Source organism: Brachybacterium sp. J144 (genome assembly GCF_036321705.1).
Classification (GTDB): domain Bacteria; phylum Actinomycetota; class Actinomycetes; order Actinomycetales; family Dermabacteraceae; genus Brachybacterium.
Window position 1 is genome coordinate 1 of sequence record NZ_JAZDCG010000007.1, and the last position, 16,005, is coordinate 16,005.

The window sequence follows — 16,005 nt, forward strand, 5'->3', positions numbered from 1 at the left end:
CTCCGCCCTACCCTGCTTGAATTGCATCTACTTCCTCCCTCCTCCCCCCCCCCCCACGCCCGTTTACGGGTGTTGAGACTGCCCCATAGACAACACTGTGCGACACACACTATGGTGCGTTACATGAGCGAACAGTCGGATCTCCACCTGCAGGAGCTGCGCCGCGGCACGGTCGTGCTCGCGTGCCTCCATCTCCTGCGCGAGCCCGGGTACGGCTACGGCCTGCTCCAGGACCTCGAGCGACACGGCTTCGACACCGACGCCAACACCCTCTACCCGCTGCTGCGACGCCTCGAGAAGCAGGGACACCTCACGAGCGAGTGGAACACCGAGGAGGCGCGGCCGCGCAAGGTCTACCGCACCTCCCCCGAGGGCTCGGCTCTCGCCGAGCTCCTGATGACCGAGTGGTCCGCGCTCACCGCGGCCATCGACTCCCTCCCCACCTCCGCGAAGGAGAAGTGACATGACCGCCATCGACCTCACCCAGCGCTACATCGCCGCGACCGTCTCCTCCCTGCCCGCCGCCTCCCGCGAGGACGTCCGCGCCGAGCTCGGGACCTCGATCGCCGACGCGATCGAGAGCCGGATCGAGCAGGGCGAGGAGCGCGGGGCCGCCGAGCGCGCGGTCCTCACCGACCTCGGCGATCCGGCCCGTCTCGCCGCGGGCTTCGCGGACCTCCGGCTGCAGCTGATCGGACCGCGGCACTACCTGACCTGGCGCCGTCTGCTGATCCTGCTCGAGAGCATCGTCCCGGCCTGCGCGCTCGTCGGTGTCGCCCTCGCCCAGGTGCTCTCCGAGGCCCCTGTCGGCACCGTGATCGGCCAGTCGATCTCGGTCGCGCTCACCGCCGCGGTCCACGTCGCCTTCTGGGTCACCCTGGTGTTCGCGATCCTTGAGCGCACCGACGCGGAGACCGGCGAGGAGTGGACCCTCGAGGACCTCCCCGAGGAGCGCGGTCCCGACCTGCCGCTCTCGGACCTCATCGCCTCGATCGTGGTGGGCGTGCTGGTGATCGGGGCGGTGCTCTGGGACCTCGCCGACCCCTTCGTGCAGCTCGACGACCACGCGGTGTCGGTCCTGGCTCCGAGCCTGTGGCCGGGGTGGATCGCAGTACTGCTGGGCGTCGTTGTGCTCGAGGTGGCCCTCACCGTCATGGTCCATCGGCGCGGGGCCTGGACCACCCCCTTCGCGGTGGTCAACACGGCGCTCTCGCTGGTCTTCCTCTCCTGGGCGCTCACGCTCATCGCCCGCGGCGAGCTGATCAACCCCGAGCTCGTCCGCCTGGTGCTCACGGACAACGGCGTCGGCGGGGACACGCCGCGGATCCTCGCGGTGCTGCTCGCCGCGGGCATCGCGATCAGCTGCGCGCTCGACGTGGCCGACGGCTGGCGCAAGGCGCTGCGCGCCCGGCGCGTCTGAGCACCGGACGCGGGGCCGACGGGGCCGCGCGGGAGGTCAGCCCTCCTGCGCGGCCCCCGTCGTGCGCGGGTCGGCGGCGGGCGCGCCGGCCCCCGCCTCCGGCTGGGAAGCGGCCCAGCTCGCGAGCACGCGCAGCCGCTCCTGTGAGGTGGAGGCCGGCTCCGCGGTGTACACGATCATCACCAGATCGGGCTCGGCCGTGATCGCGAGCTCCTCGTAAGCGACGGTGACGTCCCCGACCACGGGATGACGGAAATGCTTGGTGCCCGCCCCGTGGGTGAGCACGTCGTGCGCGCCCCACAGCCGGCGGAACAGCGCGGAACCCTCGCTCAGCTCTGCGACGAGCTGCTGCAGGACCGGGTCGTGCGGGGCGCGCCCCACCTCGACGCGCAGGCTGGCCACGGCCATCTGCGCGAAGCGGTCCCACTCGGGGTAGAGCTGCTCGGAGCCGTCCTCGAGGAACTGGAAGCGCAGCAGGTTGGGCACGCCACCCTCGGGGACGGTCGCGAGCAGCGGCGCGTAGAAGGCGCGGGCCAGGGCGTTCATCGCCCGGACGTTCCGGTAGCGGTCGCGCACGAAGGCGACCGCGTCGGTCTGGGCATCGAGCGTCCACTGCAGGCCGGGCCGCACGGGACCGGTCTCGACACCGTGCCGCCGACGCAGGCGGCGGTCCGTCGGGACGCCGTCGGCCGCGCTCGCGAGGTCGAAGAGGTGCGCGCGCTCGGTCGCATCCAGCTGCAGGGCGGTCGCGACCGCGTCGAGCACCGAGGCGGAGGCGCCGGCGATCGCCCCCCGCTCGAGCTTCGCGTAGTACTCGACGCTGACCCCGGCGAGCATCGCGACCTCGCTGCGGCGCAGGCCGGGCACGCGGCGGCCGGGGCCGACGGGGAGGCCGGCCTGCTGCGGGGTGACCTTCGCGCGGCGCGTCATGAGGAACTCGCGCACATCGATCCTGTTGTCCATCGCCCCAGCGTAGATCCGCGGAGCGCAGCGGAGGAGTCCCTGTCAGGGCATCCGTCGGGGACGGGCGCCAGAAAGCCGCACCCCGCCAGGCCGACTACGGCGTGGAGGCGCTCGTCGTCGGTCGCACCGGGCTGATGGTCGGCCTGCACCTCGCCGGCCCTTGCCGTGCGGATCCGGCGCGAGCGCCAGCCCTGCGGCGTCGCCATCCGTATCCCGGAGAACCGGTCCAGCGCCCGATAGGACTGGCCCAGCCGCTGGCGAGACACGCTCATCGCCCCGGGCGCGGGCGTGGCGGGGAGAGTTCTCCGGACGGTAGTCGGCACCCCGGCGGTTCCCGACGGGGAGATGGGGGCTGGGTCGAGGCCACCCGTGCCCCTACTCTCACGCCTCGTCCCCGGCGCTACCCCGCCGCGCCGACCGGCCAGCTGGCGCGCACGCCGAGGCCGCCGAGCGCCGTGTCCACGAGGACGATCCTGCCGCCGTGGGCCTCGGCGATGTGGCGGCAGATACCCAGCCCGAGCCCGGTCCCCGGAGGCTCGCCGCTGCGCCGCAGGCGTCCCCCGTCCCTGAGCAGCCGGTCGCGGTCGGCGGGAGGGATGCCCGCGCCGTTGTCCTCGACCAGGATGCCGCTGTGACCGTCGGCGTCGACGGCGGTGATGCGCACGCGCGGCGCACGGTCAGCGGGGCAGTACTTGAGGGCGTTGACCACGAGGTTCTGCACCAGCGAGCGCAGGTGCGACTCATCGCCGCGGACGATCCCGCCGGCACACTCGATGGTGGCGCCGGTGCGGGCGGCGAGGTCGGCGACGTCGTCCTGCACCCGATGCACCAGTGCGCCGAGGTCTACCGGGCCGCTCTCGAGGTGGCTCCCGCTCACGGCGTGGTCGAGCAGGTCGCGGAGCGAGTCGAGCATCCGCCGCCCCGCCCCGTCGGCCCGGCGCAGGAGCTCCGGCGCCTGCGCCTCGTGATCGGCCTCCTGGGCGAGCTCCAGGAAGCCCAGCAGCGACGTCAAGGGCGTGCGCAGGTCGTGGCTGACCTGGCGGGCGAAGTCCTCCAGCCGCTCCGCGGTGGCGGCGGCTTCGGCCAGGGAGGCGTCGAGCTGCCGGTCGCGGCGTTCGAGCTCGAGGACGTCGATGACGTTCTCCGCCAGGTTCTCCAGGAGCACCAGCTGGTCCGGGGTGATCGTCGCGGGGGCGGAGGAGAACACGCACAGCGACCCCAGCGGCACCTCCGCGTGGAGAGGGACCGAGACGTAGCCGCGCACGTCCGCGATGACGCCGGTCACGAAGGGGTTGTCGCGGAAGCGCGGGTCCCGGGACGCGTCCGGGACCACGGCGGGGTGGTCGTCGAGGAACACCTTCGCGCACATCGAGTCCTCGCGCGAGCACACGGAGGGGTCCACGCCGAACGCGGCGATCTGGTGCTGCTCGTCCGCGGTGATGACGTTGACGACCGCGAACGGCACCTCGGCGACCGCGGCCGCCATCCGCGCCAGGCGGTTCAGGCGCGGGGTGGACGTCGTCCAGGTCTGCTCCGCACCCGCGCCGGGCAGCCGATCGTGGGCATGGCCGTGGGGAAGTCCGTAGGCGTGCAGCCAGCGCTGCCTCGCCTCCTCGGAGACGAGCACCGCGGTGCCCGAACGACCGTCCGTTCCGCGATATGACTCCATGTCGTCGGCGCCCACACGTCCCCCTGCACGTCCCCTGGTCCTGACGATTCATGGTAACGGGGATCGTGCGCCTCGTGCCGCCCGGCTCGCCTCGCCGACGCGGGACGGGCGCGCCGCTGTGAGCGATAGCGATCGCTCACAGCGGCGGGTCTCAGACCAGCGGCGAGTCGCCGTCGTCGGAGCGCTCGTCGTGATCGGTGCCCGAGGAGTCGCTGTCCTCGGAGGACCGCGACGGGTCCTCCTCGGCGGCTCCGCTGCCGGGCTGGGCGATGCCCTGGTCCTCCGGGAGGGGACTGGTCTCGTCGTCGTCGGGGTGGTACATCGGGGTGCTGCTCATGGCCGAACCTCCTGAGATGGGGCCTTCCGGGCCTCCACCCTCTCACCGACACCCGCTCGGTTCCACCCCCGCCCCTGCGAGGTGCGGCGTCCCGGGTGGACCACCCGGCAGCGCTCACCGTCCGGGTCCGTCACCCCCATCCTTTCCGCACCGACGTCTCCCCCACGCCGGCGTTGAACATGTTCCACGGGTCCAGCCGACGGTAGTGCTCGACCGTCCCCGCCGGGGCCGGATAGATCCGGCCGAAGTTGTGCTCGGCGGGGACGGCGGCGCCGCGCTCCTCCAGCAGGCGGGTCATCCGCTTCTTCAGCGCGAAGGGGTCCACGCCCTTCCTCGCCACGTGGTCCTGGTGCAGCACGTGGCAGAAGAAGTGGCCGAAGTAGACACTCTGCAGCAGCTGGTCCGCGATCTCCTCGGGCAGCACCTCCAGCCAGTCCTCGTCGTCGCGGCGCAGGGCGACGTCGAAGGTGACCATCGCGGAAGCCTCCTCGCGGTGCATGACGTAGTAGCGGCTCGCGGCGCTCGCGACGCCGAAGCGGATCAGGGTCGCGCTCTGCGCCTCCTCGGCGTCGCAGGCGAAGAAGTCGCCCTCCTGTCCGTCTTCGGCGAAGAATCCCTTCAGCAGCTGCTCGGTCGCCGCGCGCTCGCTGCCGCTGACGACCAGGATCAGGTGGTGGGCGAAGCGGTCGCGGTAGCCGAGCAGGCGGGCCGGGATCCTCGCGGGGACCAGGGAGAACAGGCGCTGGGAGATCGCGTCGGCGGCCGACGGCCCGGTGCCCGGCAGCTTCGCGAGGACCCCGTTGGCCCAGCTCTTCAGCGCGAACATGCGCACCAGCGCGGCGGAGCCGGCGTGCTTCAGCGAGACGTAGGTGTCCTTGCCGTACTCGGACGCGAGGTCGAAGGCATGGGCGCTGAGGTACTCGCCGGAGATCGGCAGGGGGCCGTCAGCCGCGAGGAATCGGCGGCGCAGCGCCTCGAGGTCGGCGGGGCGGTCGGTGCCGATGTAGAAGGTGGCCTTGTCCTGCTCGAGCGGGAAGGTGCGCGTGCGGACGGCGAAGACGAGGAGCTTGCCGGCGCAGCCCGAGGCCTCGTGGAGGAAGGTCGGGTCGGCGTTGAAGCGGGCAGGGGTGGGGGCGAGCTCGCGCACGTGCTCGGCGTAGTCGGTGCCGGTGCCGTCCGGGGGCGGCGGGGAGACGTCGGCGGCGGACCAGTCCCCGCGCTCCAGCCGATCCAGGATGTGGGTGGGGTCGGTGCCGAGGTCGATGCCCAGGTGGTTGACCAGCTGGATCGTGCCGTCCTCGTCGACCCGGGCGTAGATCGCCTGCTCGGTGTAGGCGGGGCCCTTGCGGATCTGGGAGCCGCCGGAGTTGTTGGCGATGCCGCCCACCACGGTCGCGCCGATCGAGGTGGAGCCGATGACGGAGTGCGGCTCGCGGCCGTGCGCGGCGAGCGTCTCCTCGAGGGAGTAGAGGGTGGCGCCGGCGAGGCTGACGGCCTCGCGCGCGTCGTGCAGGAGATGGATCGCGTCGATCCGCAAGGTGGAGAGGATGACGACGTCCCTCTCCCCGTCGGGGGCGCCGGGGCCGGAGCCGCCGGTCAGGCCGGTGTTCGCGGCCTGCGGGATGACGATGAGGTCGTGGTCCACGCACACCTGCAGGGCACGCCACATGTCCACCAGCGACCCAGGCCGCAGCACGGCCAGGACCTCCCCGGAGCCGAACCTGTCGCCCGTGGTGTACGGGGCCGTGGCACGCGGCGCGGTGAGCACGTGCTTCCGCCCCATGATCCGGGCGAAGGCATCGATCGCCTCCGCCGCTCCCGGTGTCTGCCGTGCGCGGGTGGGCGGTGTCCGCATGGTCGACTGCTCCTTCGCCTCCGTGGGGTCGAGCTCCGGGGCGCGCCCGGGGCACTCCGGGCCGTCCTCGGCCCGCCGCCAGGGTAGCCAGTTGCGCAGGTCCCGCATCGACGGGCGGGCCGGGTCAGGCCTGGCCGCCGTCGAAGTAGGCGCGGAGCTCGGACGCCACCGGCGGCACGTCCCGCGGCTCCCCGCCGTCGCGGATCGACTCGGCGCCGAGCACGCCCGTCGCCACCGCCTCGCGGGCCGCGATGACCGACACGTCGGTGGCTCCGCCCGAGCGGGCGAAGCGCAGGAACTCCGCGACGAGGCTCGGATCGGCGCCGCCGTGGCCGCCGTCGGCCCGGGCGATCACCTCGACCTCGTCGGGCCGGCCCGGGCCCGAGTGCCGCGAGAGCCAGAGATGGATCTGGTCTCCCGCGCCGTCGCCCATGTTCTCGATCCGGCCCGCGTCCCCGATCACCGTGTAGTTCCGCCAGTAGTCCGGGGTGAAGTGGCACTGCTGGTAGGAGGCGAGGACGCCGTTGTCGAGCCGCATCTGCAGCATCGAGATGTCCTCGACGTCGACGACCGGGTTCAGCTCCCGCTGCGCCGTGGGCGGCCAGATGTCCGCGTCGTACCAGTCCCACATGCGGCGATCGGAGTTGTCGCGGCGATCCGTGATGTCGCCGTAGACGGCGAGGTCGCCGATGCCGGAGACGCGACGGGTGTAGCCGCCCGCGAGCCAGTGGATGACGTCGATGTCGTGCGCGCCCTTCTGCAGCAGCAGGCTCGTGGCCTTCGCCCGCTCGGCGTGCCAGTCCTTGAAGTAGAAGTCGCCGCCGGCGCCCACGAAGTGGCGGCACCAGATCGCGCGCACCCGCCCGATCCGGCCCGAGTCGATGATCGCCTTCATCTGCCGCACGACCGGCATGTGCCGCATGTTGTGGCCGATGTAGAGACGGGCCCGCTTCTCCTTGGCGAGCGCGAGCATCGCGTCGGCGTCCTCGACGCCGATCGCCATCGGCTTCTCGCAGAAGGTGGGCAGGCCCGCGCCGAGGGTCTGCTGCGCGATGCCCGCGTGCGCGAAGTCGGGCGCGAGGATCATCACCGCGTCGACCTCGTGCTCGGCGAGGAGCTCGTCCACGCTCGCCACGGTCGAGACCTCCGGTCCGAAGCGCTCGCGGGCGAGGTCACGGCCGCGCTCGGCGGGGTCGGCGACGACGGTGACGCGGAAGCCCTCGCCGGGGCGGTGGGCATGGGATGCGAGATCGGAGCGGGCACCCATGCCGATCACGCCAATGCGCAGGTCAGGGGTCGGGGTCACGGTGATCAGCTCTCCTTGGTGGTGGGGTGGGTATGGGCGGCACGTTCGAAATGGTGCGACTCGGCGAGCGCGAGGCGCGTCGGCCGACGTTCGAGGTCCAGCAGCAGCACTTCGTTGCGGCCGGCGCGCAGCAGCGGGGCGGGGACGTAGAGGCTCTGCTGCGGGCCGATCGACCAGTAGCGGCCCACGCAGAAGCCGTTGACGTACGCGACGCCGTGCCCGGCGCCCGACACGTCGAGGAAGGTGTCCTCCGGGGTCTCGACCTCGACGGAGGAGCCGACGAGGACGGGCGGAGCCTCGGGGCCCGCGAGCCCGTCGGCCCCCGCCTCGTCGGCCCCCGCTCCGTCGGCCGCGAGCCCGTCGGCCGCGAGCAGCCGGGCGAACTCGCCGCCCATCTCCTCGAGCGGCCACGGGTCGGCCTCCCAGTCGTTCAGGAAGCGGATCGTCTGCCAGACGCCGCCGAGGATGCCCTTGCGCTCCCCGAGGCGGGGCCCGAAGTTCACGCGGCCCAGGTTCTCCACGAGGATCTCGACGCGCACGGTGCGACGGCCGCCGTCGGGCAGGAGGCGGTCCGCGAACGGGGTCAGCTCGACGGTCGCGGGATCGGTCTCGGCATGTCCGCTGCCGTCCACGCCCACGGCGCCGAGGGGCACCCCGTCGACCCACACCCACGCGCGATCGTGCAGGTCGTAGAGCTTCAGCGGGGAGATCACTCGGCGGCCCTCGTGCTCTTCCGCGGCGATCTCGATCTCGCGCGAGAGCCGCAGCAGACCCCGTTCCAGCCCGAGGTCCTCGAAGGCGGGCGGGACCGGGTGCACGGCCGCGGTGCAGGTGAAGAGCTCGGTGCCGCGCAGCGGGAGGACCCGCTCGAGCGGGAGCTCGCGGGCCGGGAGGGTAGCGGGCTCAGCCGCCAGACCCAGCTGCGCGAGGTGCTCGTCGAGCGGGGGCAGCTCGCGGTGGCGGGCGATGACCTCGCGGAAGGCGCGGAACTTCTCGGTCAGCGCACCGTTCTCGGAGATCGGGGCGTCGTAGTCGTAGCTCGTGGTGGTGGGCTGCAGGCCGTCGTCGTGGTTCGCGCCCGCGCGCAGGCCGAAGTTCGTGCCGCCGTGCGCCATGTAGAAGTTGACGCTCATCCCGGCCCCGAGCATGTCGGCGAGCTCGTCGGCCGCGGACTCCCCGGTGCGCTCGTGGTGCTCCTCGCCCCAGTGGTCGAACCAGCCGTTCCAGAACTCCATGCACATCTGCGGCTGATCGGGCAGCTCCTCGCGCGCCATCTCGAGCACGTCGAGGGCGCGGGAGCCGAAGTTGACGGTCGCGAGCGCCCCGTCGACGGTACCGCCGGTCAGCCACCTGCGAGCCGGGCCGTCGGAGGTGACCAGGAGTTCCTCGATACCGCGGGCGATCAGCCCGTCGCGCAGGTGCGCGAGATAGGCGCGGTCGTCGCCGTAGCTGCCGTACTCGTTCTCGACCTGCACCATCACCACGTTCCCGCCGCGCGTCGTCTGGCGCTCTGCGATCACGGGGATCAGCGCGTCGAACCAGGAGTCGACCGCCGCGAGATAGCGGGGGTCGCGGTGGCGCAGGCGCAGGTTGCGGTCGGCGAGTAGCCAGCCGGGGAAGCCGCCGTTCTCCCACTCCGCGCAGATGTACGGGCCCGGTCGCACGATCGCGTCGAGCCCCTCCTCGCGCGCCACGTCGAGGAAGAGGCCCAGGTCCGCGAAGCCCTCGAAGGTGGTCTCCCCCGGCGACGGCTGGTGCACGTTCCAGGCCACATAGGTCTCGACCGTATTGCAGCCGAGGGCGACGAGGCGACGCAGCCGGTCGCGCCACTGCCCGGGGTGGACCCGGAAGTAGTGCAGCGCCCCGGAGATCAGCAGGTGCGGCTCCCCGTGGCGGAGGAATCCGTCGGGGGTGGGGGTCAGGGCAGCGGGCATCGTCGGCGATCCTCTCGGCGGTGAATCGGTTTGCGCCAGTGTGTCAGCCGGGGGCGGCCGACGCGAACGGGGTCCGGTCCGCCGGCTCGGCCGCCTGCGCGAACGGGGCCGAGGGGCTCAGCCGGCCTGCTCGGCGAAGATCTCGGCGAAGCGGCCGCCGGTCGCGAGCAGCTCGTCGTAGCGGCCGCGCTCGACGACGCGTCCCTCGTCGATCACCAGGATCTCGTCCATGCCGCGCAGGGTCCACGCCCGGTGCGAGACCACGATGGTGATCCGCTGGGCCCTCGTGCGCTGCAGCTCGCGGAAGATGTCCTGCTCGGCCTCGGCGTCGATCGCGCTGGTGGGCTCGTCGAGGATCCAGATCGGGGCATGGCGCAGATGGATGCGGGCCAGCGAAAGCCGCTGCCACTGCCCGCCCGAGAGGCCCACGCCGCCCTCCCACTGCGAGCCGAGCTGCTGGTCCAGGCCGCCGCCGAAGCCCCGGACCATGGTCGCCGCGTTCGCGGCCTCGAGCGCCGCCCACAGCTCCTCGTCGGTGACGTCGTCGCGCGGGGTGCCCAGCAGCAGCGACTCCCGCACCGTCAGCTCGTAGCGCCCGAACTCCTGCGTGAGCAGGCCGAAGTGGCCCACCCATTCCTGGAAGGGCATGTCCGACCGAGTGCGGCCGTCGATGGTGATGCCGCCCTGCTGCGGGTCGAGCGTGCCGACGATCGCGCTCACCGCCGTCGTCTTGCCGGCGCCGTTGACGCCCACGAGCGCGACGATCCGACCACGGTCGACCCGCAGGTCCAGGCCCACGAGCGCCGGTTCGACCCCAGGGAACCGACGGCGCCCATCGCGGCCATCACGCCGTACACCCCTCCGGCGGCCGCCGGCCCGTAGTGCACCCCGACGATCAGGGCGGCGAGCGCTCCGGCCAGCAGGATCGAGGTCGCGACCCCCGCGGAGAGCCGCCACGCGAGGATCGGCGCATAGGTCTGCGCCTTGCGGTCGGTGATCCGGCCGACGGTGTCCGCGACCTTCGTCGAGACCTTCCCGGTCGCCCCGAGGGCGGTCAGCTCGATCGACGGCGCGGTCGTGACGAGGTGCTGGTGGAGGTAGCGGGAGCGCCAGTAGAGCTTCCCGACGTCGTCCCACATCTTCGCGTCGATACGGGTGATGCGCTGCGAGGCGAACAGCATCGGCACCAGCGCGACCAGGACGCACACCGCCGCAAGGGGGCTCATGGTGGCGAGGGTGACGAACACGCCGAGCACCGAGAGCAGGTCGCGCAGGAGGCTGAGCACGAAGGGGAACAGGTACGGGATCTCGTCCTCCGCCGCCTTGTTGCCCGCCTCGATCTCCGCGGAGGCGGCGGGATGGGCGAGCTCGGTAGGCGCGAGCGTCGCGAGCGTCGCGGCGACCTGCTGCTTCGCGTGCAGGCCGATGAGGTCCACGACCCGCCACTGGAGGGTGCCGACGATCGCCTCGAGCGGTCCGGTGAAGGCGATCAGCAGCACCAGCCCCGCGAAGGGCGCGGCGACGTCGTCGAAACCATCGGCCCCGGAAAGCGCGCCGACGAAGGCGGCCATCAGCACGACCTGCAGCGAGGGCACCGCGGCGAGCAGCAGGCTCAGGACCGCGGCGACCGCGACCTTCCGCGGTGCGGCGCCCCACGCCTGCCGGATGCTCCAGATGCCCACCGCGAAGATCCCCCTCGGTCAAAGCTTTCACACACCGGGGACCGAGGCGAGGGGATGACCGGGAGCGGGGGATGCCCGGGGCCGGGGGGATGTCGGGGAGCGGGGGCTCAGGACTCCTCGATCACCGCCACCCCGCCCGCGGGGACCGTGAAGGCGCCGTCGGCCGTGTGCCCGGTGAGCAGGTCGCGACCGTCGACCTGGACCACCTGGTCGCGGTCGGAATGATTGAGCACGAAGAGATAGGTGGTGCCGTCCTCGGCGAAGCGGCGCACCGCCTCGACGTCCCGGTGCAGGCCCGGGACGGCCGGCTCGACACCGGCGGCCGCCGCGATCTCCTCGAGCAGGGCCTCGAGGCCCGCGACGGAGGGGCGGGCGGCGACATACCAGGCGGCTCCCTCCCCCACCTCGTGGCGGGTCACGGCGGGCCAGCCGTGCAACGGCCCGTCGGCCCAGGTGCGCACCGCGCGGGCGCCCTCGAGGTGGGTGCGCTCGCTCCACAGATCCGCGCTCGAGCCGTCGTCGAGATGGCGCACCTCGTCCTCGAGCAGCGGGTCGAACTCCTCGGTGCGCACGCCCAGCAGCTCGCGGAAGGCGCCGGGGTAGCCGCCGAGCCGCACCTGGTCGTTCTCGTCGACGATGCCGGAGAAGAAGGTGATCACCACCTGGGCACCCTCGCGCGCGGCGGCGGCGAGCCGCTCGGCGTCCTCGTCGCGGACCGTGTACAGCGTCGGCGCGATGATCAGGTCGTACCCGTCGAGATCGCCGCCGACAGGCACCAGGTCGACCCCGAGCCCCAGGTCCCACAGCGCCGTGTACCAGCGCAGCAGCTCCCCGGGATAGGACAGGGCCTGGGTGGGATGGGAGTCCAGCTCGCTCGCCCACCACGAGGGGTAGTCCATGACCAGCGCCACCCGGTTCAGCACGCGGCTGCCCCGCACCGGGGCGAGGGCCTGCAGCACGCGCCCGAGGCCCACGGTGCCGCGCCACACCTCCGAGTCCCGCCCGGCGTGCGGCACCATCGCCGAGTGGAACTTCTCGGCGCCGGCCCGGGACTGCCGCCACTGGAAGAACATGACCCCGTCGGCGCCGCGCGCGACGTGCGAGAGGGAGTTGCGCAGCATCTCGCCGCGGCGCTTGGACCGGTTGCGGCTCTGCCAGTTCACGGCCGAGGTGGAGTGCTCCATGAGGATCCACGGGTCGCCGCCCGCGACGCCGCGGGAGAGGTCCGCGGCGAAGGCCAGCTCGATCTGGCCGCGCGCATCGGCGGAGATCAGGTAGTGGTCGTTGGCGACCAGGTCGAGGTCCCCCGCCCACGAGAAGTAGTCCATCCATTTCGTCGCCGAGGACAGCATCAGGTTGGTGGTCACCGGGACGTGCGGGGTGACCTCCCGCAGCACGTCCCGCAGGGCCCGGTAGTGGGTCAGCAGCTCGTCGCTCGAGAAGCGGGCGAAGTCCAGCTGCTGCGTGGGGTTGGGGTACGTGGGCGCCGCGCGCGGCGGCAGGATCTCGGCGAAGTCGTCGTAGCGCTGGGACCAGAAGGCGGTGCCCCAGGCCCGGTTCAACTCCTCGATCGTGCCGTAACGGGCCTCGAGCCAGGTGCGGAAGGCGACGGCGGCATGCTCGGAGAAGTCGTGCGGGACGTGGCAGCCGAGCTCGTTGTCCACGTGCCAGAGCGCGAGCGCAGGATGCTCGGCGTAGCGCTCGGCGAGCAGGCGGGTCATGCGCAGCGCGTACTCCCGGTAGAGCGGGGAGGAGACCGCGTAGGCCTGGCGGCCGCCGGGGCTGAGCACCGTGCCCTCCGCCGTGACGGGCAGGATCTCGGGATGCGCGCGGGTCAGCCACGGCGGCGGGGAGGCGGTCGCCGTCGCGAGCGCGACCTGGACGCCGGCTTCTCCGAGGCGGTCCATGACCTCATCGAGCCAGGCGAACTCGTACTCTCCCTCGCGCGGCTCGAGCGTGGCCCACGCGAAGATCGCGACGCTCACCAGGTTCACGCCCGCCTCGCGCATCAGCTCCACGTCCTCGAGCCGGACCTCCTCGGGCCACTGCTCGGGGTTGTAGTCGCCTCCGTAGGCGAGGCCCTGCACTCCGAGGGGCCAGGGTCGCTGCTCGCTCATGTCTCCTCCATCGGATCCGATCGTCCACCAGGGGCTCGGCAAGCCCTTACCTGCAGTCTAGGCGGCCGCGGTGGGGTCGCCGATCCGCGCGACCACCAGCGGGGTTCCGGTCCCGGTCTCGACGACGAGCGCGAGGAAGGGGACGTCGAGCGCGAGGGTCCGGCTCGGGACCGCGGCCGCGGTGCGTGCGGCGACGAGGGTCGCGGCGGCCGCCTCCATCCCCTCCTCGTCCACGCGCAGCACCGCCTGCTGGAGCACGAGGGAGAGGTGCAGGCGCGGATCCTCGGCGATGCCGGAGAGGTCCGCCCCGGGCCGGAGCACGGCTCCGGCGCCGAGGCCCGCGAGCGCTCCCGTGAGGTCGCCGGACCAGCGCAGGTCGAGCGGCGGCACGCTCAGGCGCACGGCCTCGCGCGGGGTGCGGAGCTCCGCGAGCAGGCCGACGAGCGCCGCCGGGTCCGCGGCCCAGGCCGCGAGGAGCTCCTCCGGTCCGGTGCGCGGACGCACGAGCACGAGGGAGAGCGCGCCGCCCACGGTCCGCAGGCTGCTCGCCTCCCACAGCTCCCCCTCGGACCAGCCCGCTCCGGTCCCGGTGAGCAGGTCCGTCTCCACCCGCTCGCCGCGGGCCGTGGTGAACCCGCCCCGGGTGCGGGTGAGGGGCGCCGTCCAGGGGGCGCGCACGTGCAGGGCGTCGACGAGCACGAGGAGCAGGTGCGGGGAGAGGCCGTCCGGGCCGACGAGATCGGTGATCAGCCCGTCGGTCGCCTCCTCGACCAGGGCGTTGATCTCGTCCCGCGCCCGCGCCCGCCCCTCGGCGCGGGTGAAGTCCGCACTGCCCGGCCGGACCCGCAGCTCGTGCACCAGACGGTCCCGGAAACGCCCCTCGAGGTGGACCCCCGACTGCAGCCAGAAGGCGTCCACGAGCGCCGCGTGCGCCGGGGGCTCGACGCGCTCGAGAGCCTCGCGCAGCGCCACGGCCTGCGCGGCGAGCGACTCCGCATCGGCGCCGAGGGCCGTCTCGAGCTGGTCGAGGGTCTCCCCCCGCGCACCGAGCGCGAGCGGGGTGAGGGCGATCCGCGCCGAGACCGGTGAGCAGACCAGATTCTGCTCTGTCGGGTCCTGCTCCGCCGGCGCCAGCAGCGGGAGCAGCCGCGCGGTGAACGCGGCGGCGGAGGCGGCGGGATCGTCGGCGGTCGGTGGGACGGGCGCACTCATCGGGTCTGCGTCGGGTCGCCGATCCAGCCTGCGACCAGCGGGGCGAGGGTGGTGCGCTCGTAGGCGACGACGAGGAAGGGCCGGTCCAGCACCAGCTCCTCCGGCTCGAGCGGCGCGGACCCGGCTTCCATGACGACAGCGGTGGCCGCAGCGGCCTCCATGCCGTTCTCGTCGATCGTCAGCACGGCCTTCTGGATCACGTCGCTGATCAGCAGCTTCTCGGCGGTGCTGATCCCGGAGAAGTCTGCGATGTCGGTGAAGGCATCCGCCATGCCGAGCTCCCGCAGCAGGTCGACGAGGGAGGAGTCCCAGTCGATGTCGATGGCCGGCACGGTCACGTCGACCGTCTCCTGCGCGTTCTCGAGCCCCGCGAGCAGCGCGCCGAGCCCCGCGGCCGGTTCGTCGGCCGACTCCGCCCAGGCGTCGAGCACCTCCGCGGGGCTGCCGACGGGCAGCACCAGCGCGAGGGCCAGTTCGCCGCCAGCCGCCGCGAGCGCGGTCGCCTGGCACAGCGCGTCCTCGTACCAGGCCGAGACGCTGCCGCGGAGCATCTCGGCCGAGACCTGCTCGCCGCCCGAGGTGGTGAAGGTGCCGCCGGTCTTCTGGAGCGGGGCGGGCCAGGAGGCCTTGAGGTGCAGGGCGTTGACCAGCACGAGGCGGGTGTCCTCGGAGAGCGCGTCCGGAGGGATCAGCTCCTCGATGAGGTCGTTGGTCTGCTCGAGCACCCAGTCGTTGATCCGCTCGCGGCCCGCCTCACGGGCGCCGGGGTCGATGTAATCGACCTCGAAGACGCCGCTGCCGAACCATTGCGCGAGGGCGTCGAGGTAGAGCTGCTCGACCTCGAAGCCCTCCTGCAGCCAGGTGGAGTTGACGAGGGAGGCGACGGCGGGCTCGGGCAAGTCGGGATCGTCCTCCTCCCGGGCCCGGTCCCCGACGGCGGCGAGCACCGCGGAGAGGGTGTTGGCGGTCTCGGCGAGCTCCTCGACGGTGCCGCTGAGCGCTTCTTCCATCTGCGCGCGGGTGGCCCCCGCCGCACCGAGGGCCGCCATGGTCAGGGCGGTCTGTGCCGAGAGCGGGGAGCAGACCGCGTTGACCTCCTCGCGGTCGATGAGGGCGAGCATCCGTGCGGTGAAGGGCACGACCTTCTCCCCCGCACCCTCGGCCGGCCCGGGCTCGCGCCGCGGCAGCTCGGCGGCGAGGTCCGGCTCGTCGCCTCCCCCGATGGGGAGCAGGTCCGTGCCGCAGGCCGAGAGGCCGAGGCCGGCGAGGGGCAGCCCCGCCGCGGCGGCGAGCAGGGTGCGGCGGGAGGTGTCAGCGGCGTCGCGGGGCTCGACCATTCCCCCATCGAAGCCCCCGATCGGGCCCCGCGCAAGCATCTCCCGAGCCCGCGATGGTCAGGAACTGGCGCCCTGCGTCGCACTACGCCATATATGGCGTACCGGCACGCAGGACGCCAGCGCCTGACCATGACCCCGCGGGGAGGGGTGGGCCCAAGGCGGGGCGGGCCGGG

At 72.9% G+C, this 16,005-nt stretch carries 13 protein-coding genes; 2 read left to right on the forward strand and 11 right to left on the reverse strand.

Features of this window, described 5'->3' with window-relative positions:
* The first annotated feature begins 123 nt into the window (after window positions 1-123).
* The gene (locus tag V1260_RS04250) at window positions 124-462 is read left to right on the forward strand and encodes a PadR family transcriptional regulator (protein WP_329745552.1); all 339 of its coding nucleotides are present in this window, start codon (window positions 124-126) and stop codon (window positions 460-462) included.
* A gap of 1 nt (window position 463) precedes the next feature.
* The gene (locus tag V1260_RS04255; RefSeq protein ID WP_329745553.1) at window positions 464-1,420 is read left to right on the forward strand and encodes a permease prefix domain 1-containing protein; all 957 of its coding nucleotides are present in this window, start codon (window positions 464-466) and stop codon (window positions 1,418-1,420) included.
* Window positions 1,421-1,456: 36 nt separating this feature from the next.
* Here V1260_RS04255 and V1260_RS04260 read toward each other — a convergent pair whose 3' ends face one another.
* The 11 genes from V1260_RS04260 to V1260_RS04310 form a co-directional block, all read right to left on the reverse strand.
* Window positions 1,457-2,383, reverse strand: a complete 927-nt coding sequence (locus tag V1260_RS04260) for a helix-turn-helix domain-containing protein (RefSeq protein ID WP_329745554.1) — start codon at window positions 2,381-2,383, stop codon at window positions 1,457-1,459.
* Between the two features lie 400 nt (window positions 2,384-2,783).
* On the reverse strand, window positions 2,784-4,052 hold the full coding sequence (locus V1260_RS04265) for a sensor histidine kinase (protein WP_329745555.1): 1,269 nt from the start codon (window positions 4,050-4,052) through the stop codon (window positions 2,784-2,786).
* 151 nt (window positions 4,053-4,203) lie between these two features.
* On the reverse strand, window positions 4,204-4,389 hold the full coding sequence (locus tag V1260_RS04270; protein ID WP_329745556.1) for a hypothetical protein: 186 nt from the start codon (window positions 4,387-4,389) through the stop codon (window positions 4,204-4,206).
* A 130-nt stretch (window positions 4,390-4,519) separates the two neighbouring features.
* The gene (dld, locus tag V1260_RS04275) at window positions 4,520-6,244 is read right to left on the reverse strand and encodes a D-lactate dehydrogenase (RefSeq protein ID WP_329745557.1); all 1,725 of its coding nucleotides are present in this window, start codon (window positions 6,242-6,244) and stop codon (window positions 4,520-4,522) included.
* Between the two features lie 124 nt (window positions 6,245-6,368).
* Window positions 6,369-7,550 (reverse strand): Gfo/Idh/MocA family protein, encoded by a 1,182-nt coding sequence (locus V1260_RS04280; RefSeq protein ID WP_329745558.1) that lies wholly within the window; start codon window positions 7,548-7,550, stop codon window positions 6,369-6,371.
* A gap of 5 nt (window positions 7,551-7,555) precedes the next feature.
* Window positions 7,556-9,484 (reverse strand): glycoside hydrolase family 35 protein, encoded by a 1,929-nt coding sequence (locus tag V1260_RS04285; RefSeq protein ID WP_329745559.1) that lies wholly within the window; start codon window positions 9,482-9,484, stop codon window positions 7,556-7,558.
* 117 nt (window positions 9,485-9,601) lie between these two features.
* Window positions 9,602-10,237, reverse strand: a complete 636-nt coding sequence (locus tag V1260_RS04290; protein WP_329745560.1) for an ABC transporter ATP-binding protein — start codon at window positions 10,235-10,237, stop codon at window positions 9,602-9,604.
* Entirely contained in the window at window positions 10,201-11,166 is a 966-nt protein-coding gene (locus V1260_RS04295; protein ID WP_329745561.1) for a hypothetical protein, read from the reverse strand. The genes V1260_RS04290 and V1260_RS04295 overlap by 37 nt, the downstream gene beginning before the upstream one ends.
* Window positions 11,167-11,273: 107 nt before the next feature.
* Window positions 11,274-13,283: a beta-galactosidase gene (locus V1260_RS04300; RefSeq protein ID WP_329745562.1), complete on the reverse strand. Its 2,010-nt coding sequence runs from the start codon at window positions 13,281-13,283 to the stop codon at window positions 11,274-11,276.
* A gap of 57 nt (window positions 13,284-13,340) precedes the next feature.
* Entirely contained in the window at window positions 13,341-14,495 is a 1,155-nt protein-coding gene (locus V1260_RS04305; RefSeq protein WP_329745563.1) for a serpin family protein, read from the reverse strand.
* Window positions 14,492-15,832, reverse strand: a complete 1,341-nt coding sequence (locus V1260_RS04310) for a serpin family protein (RefSeq protein ID WP_329745564.1) — start codon at window positions 15,830-15,832, stop codon at window positions 14,492-14,494. Before V1260_RS04310 ends, V1260_RS04305 begins: the two co-directional genes overlap by 4 nt.
* Window positions 15,833-16,005: the final 173 nt, after the last annotated feature.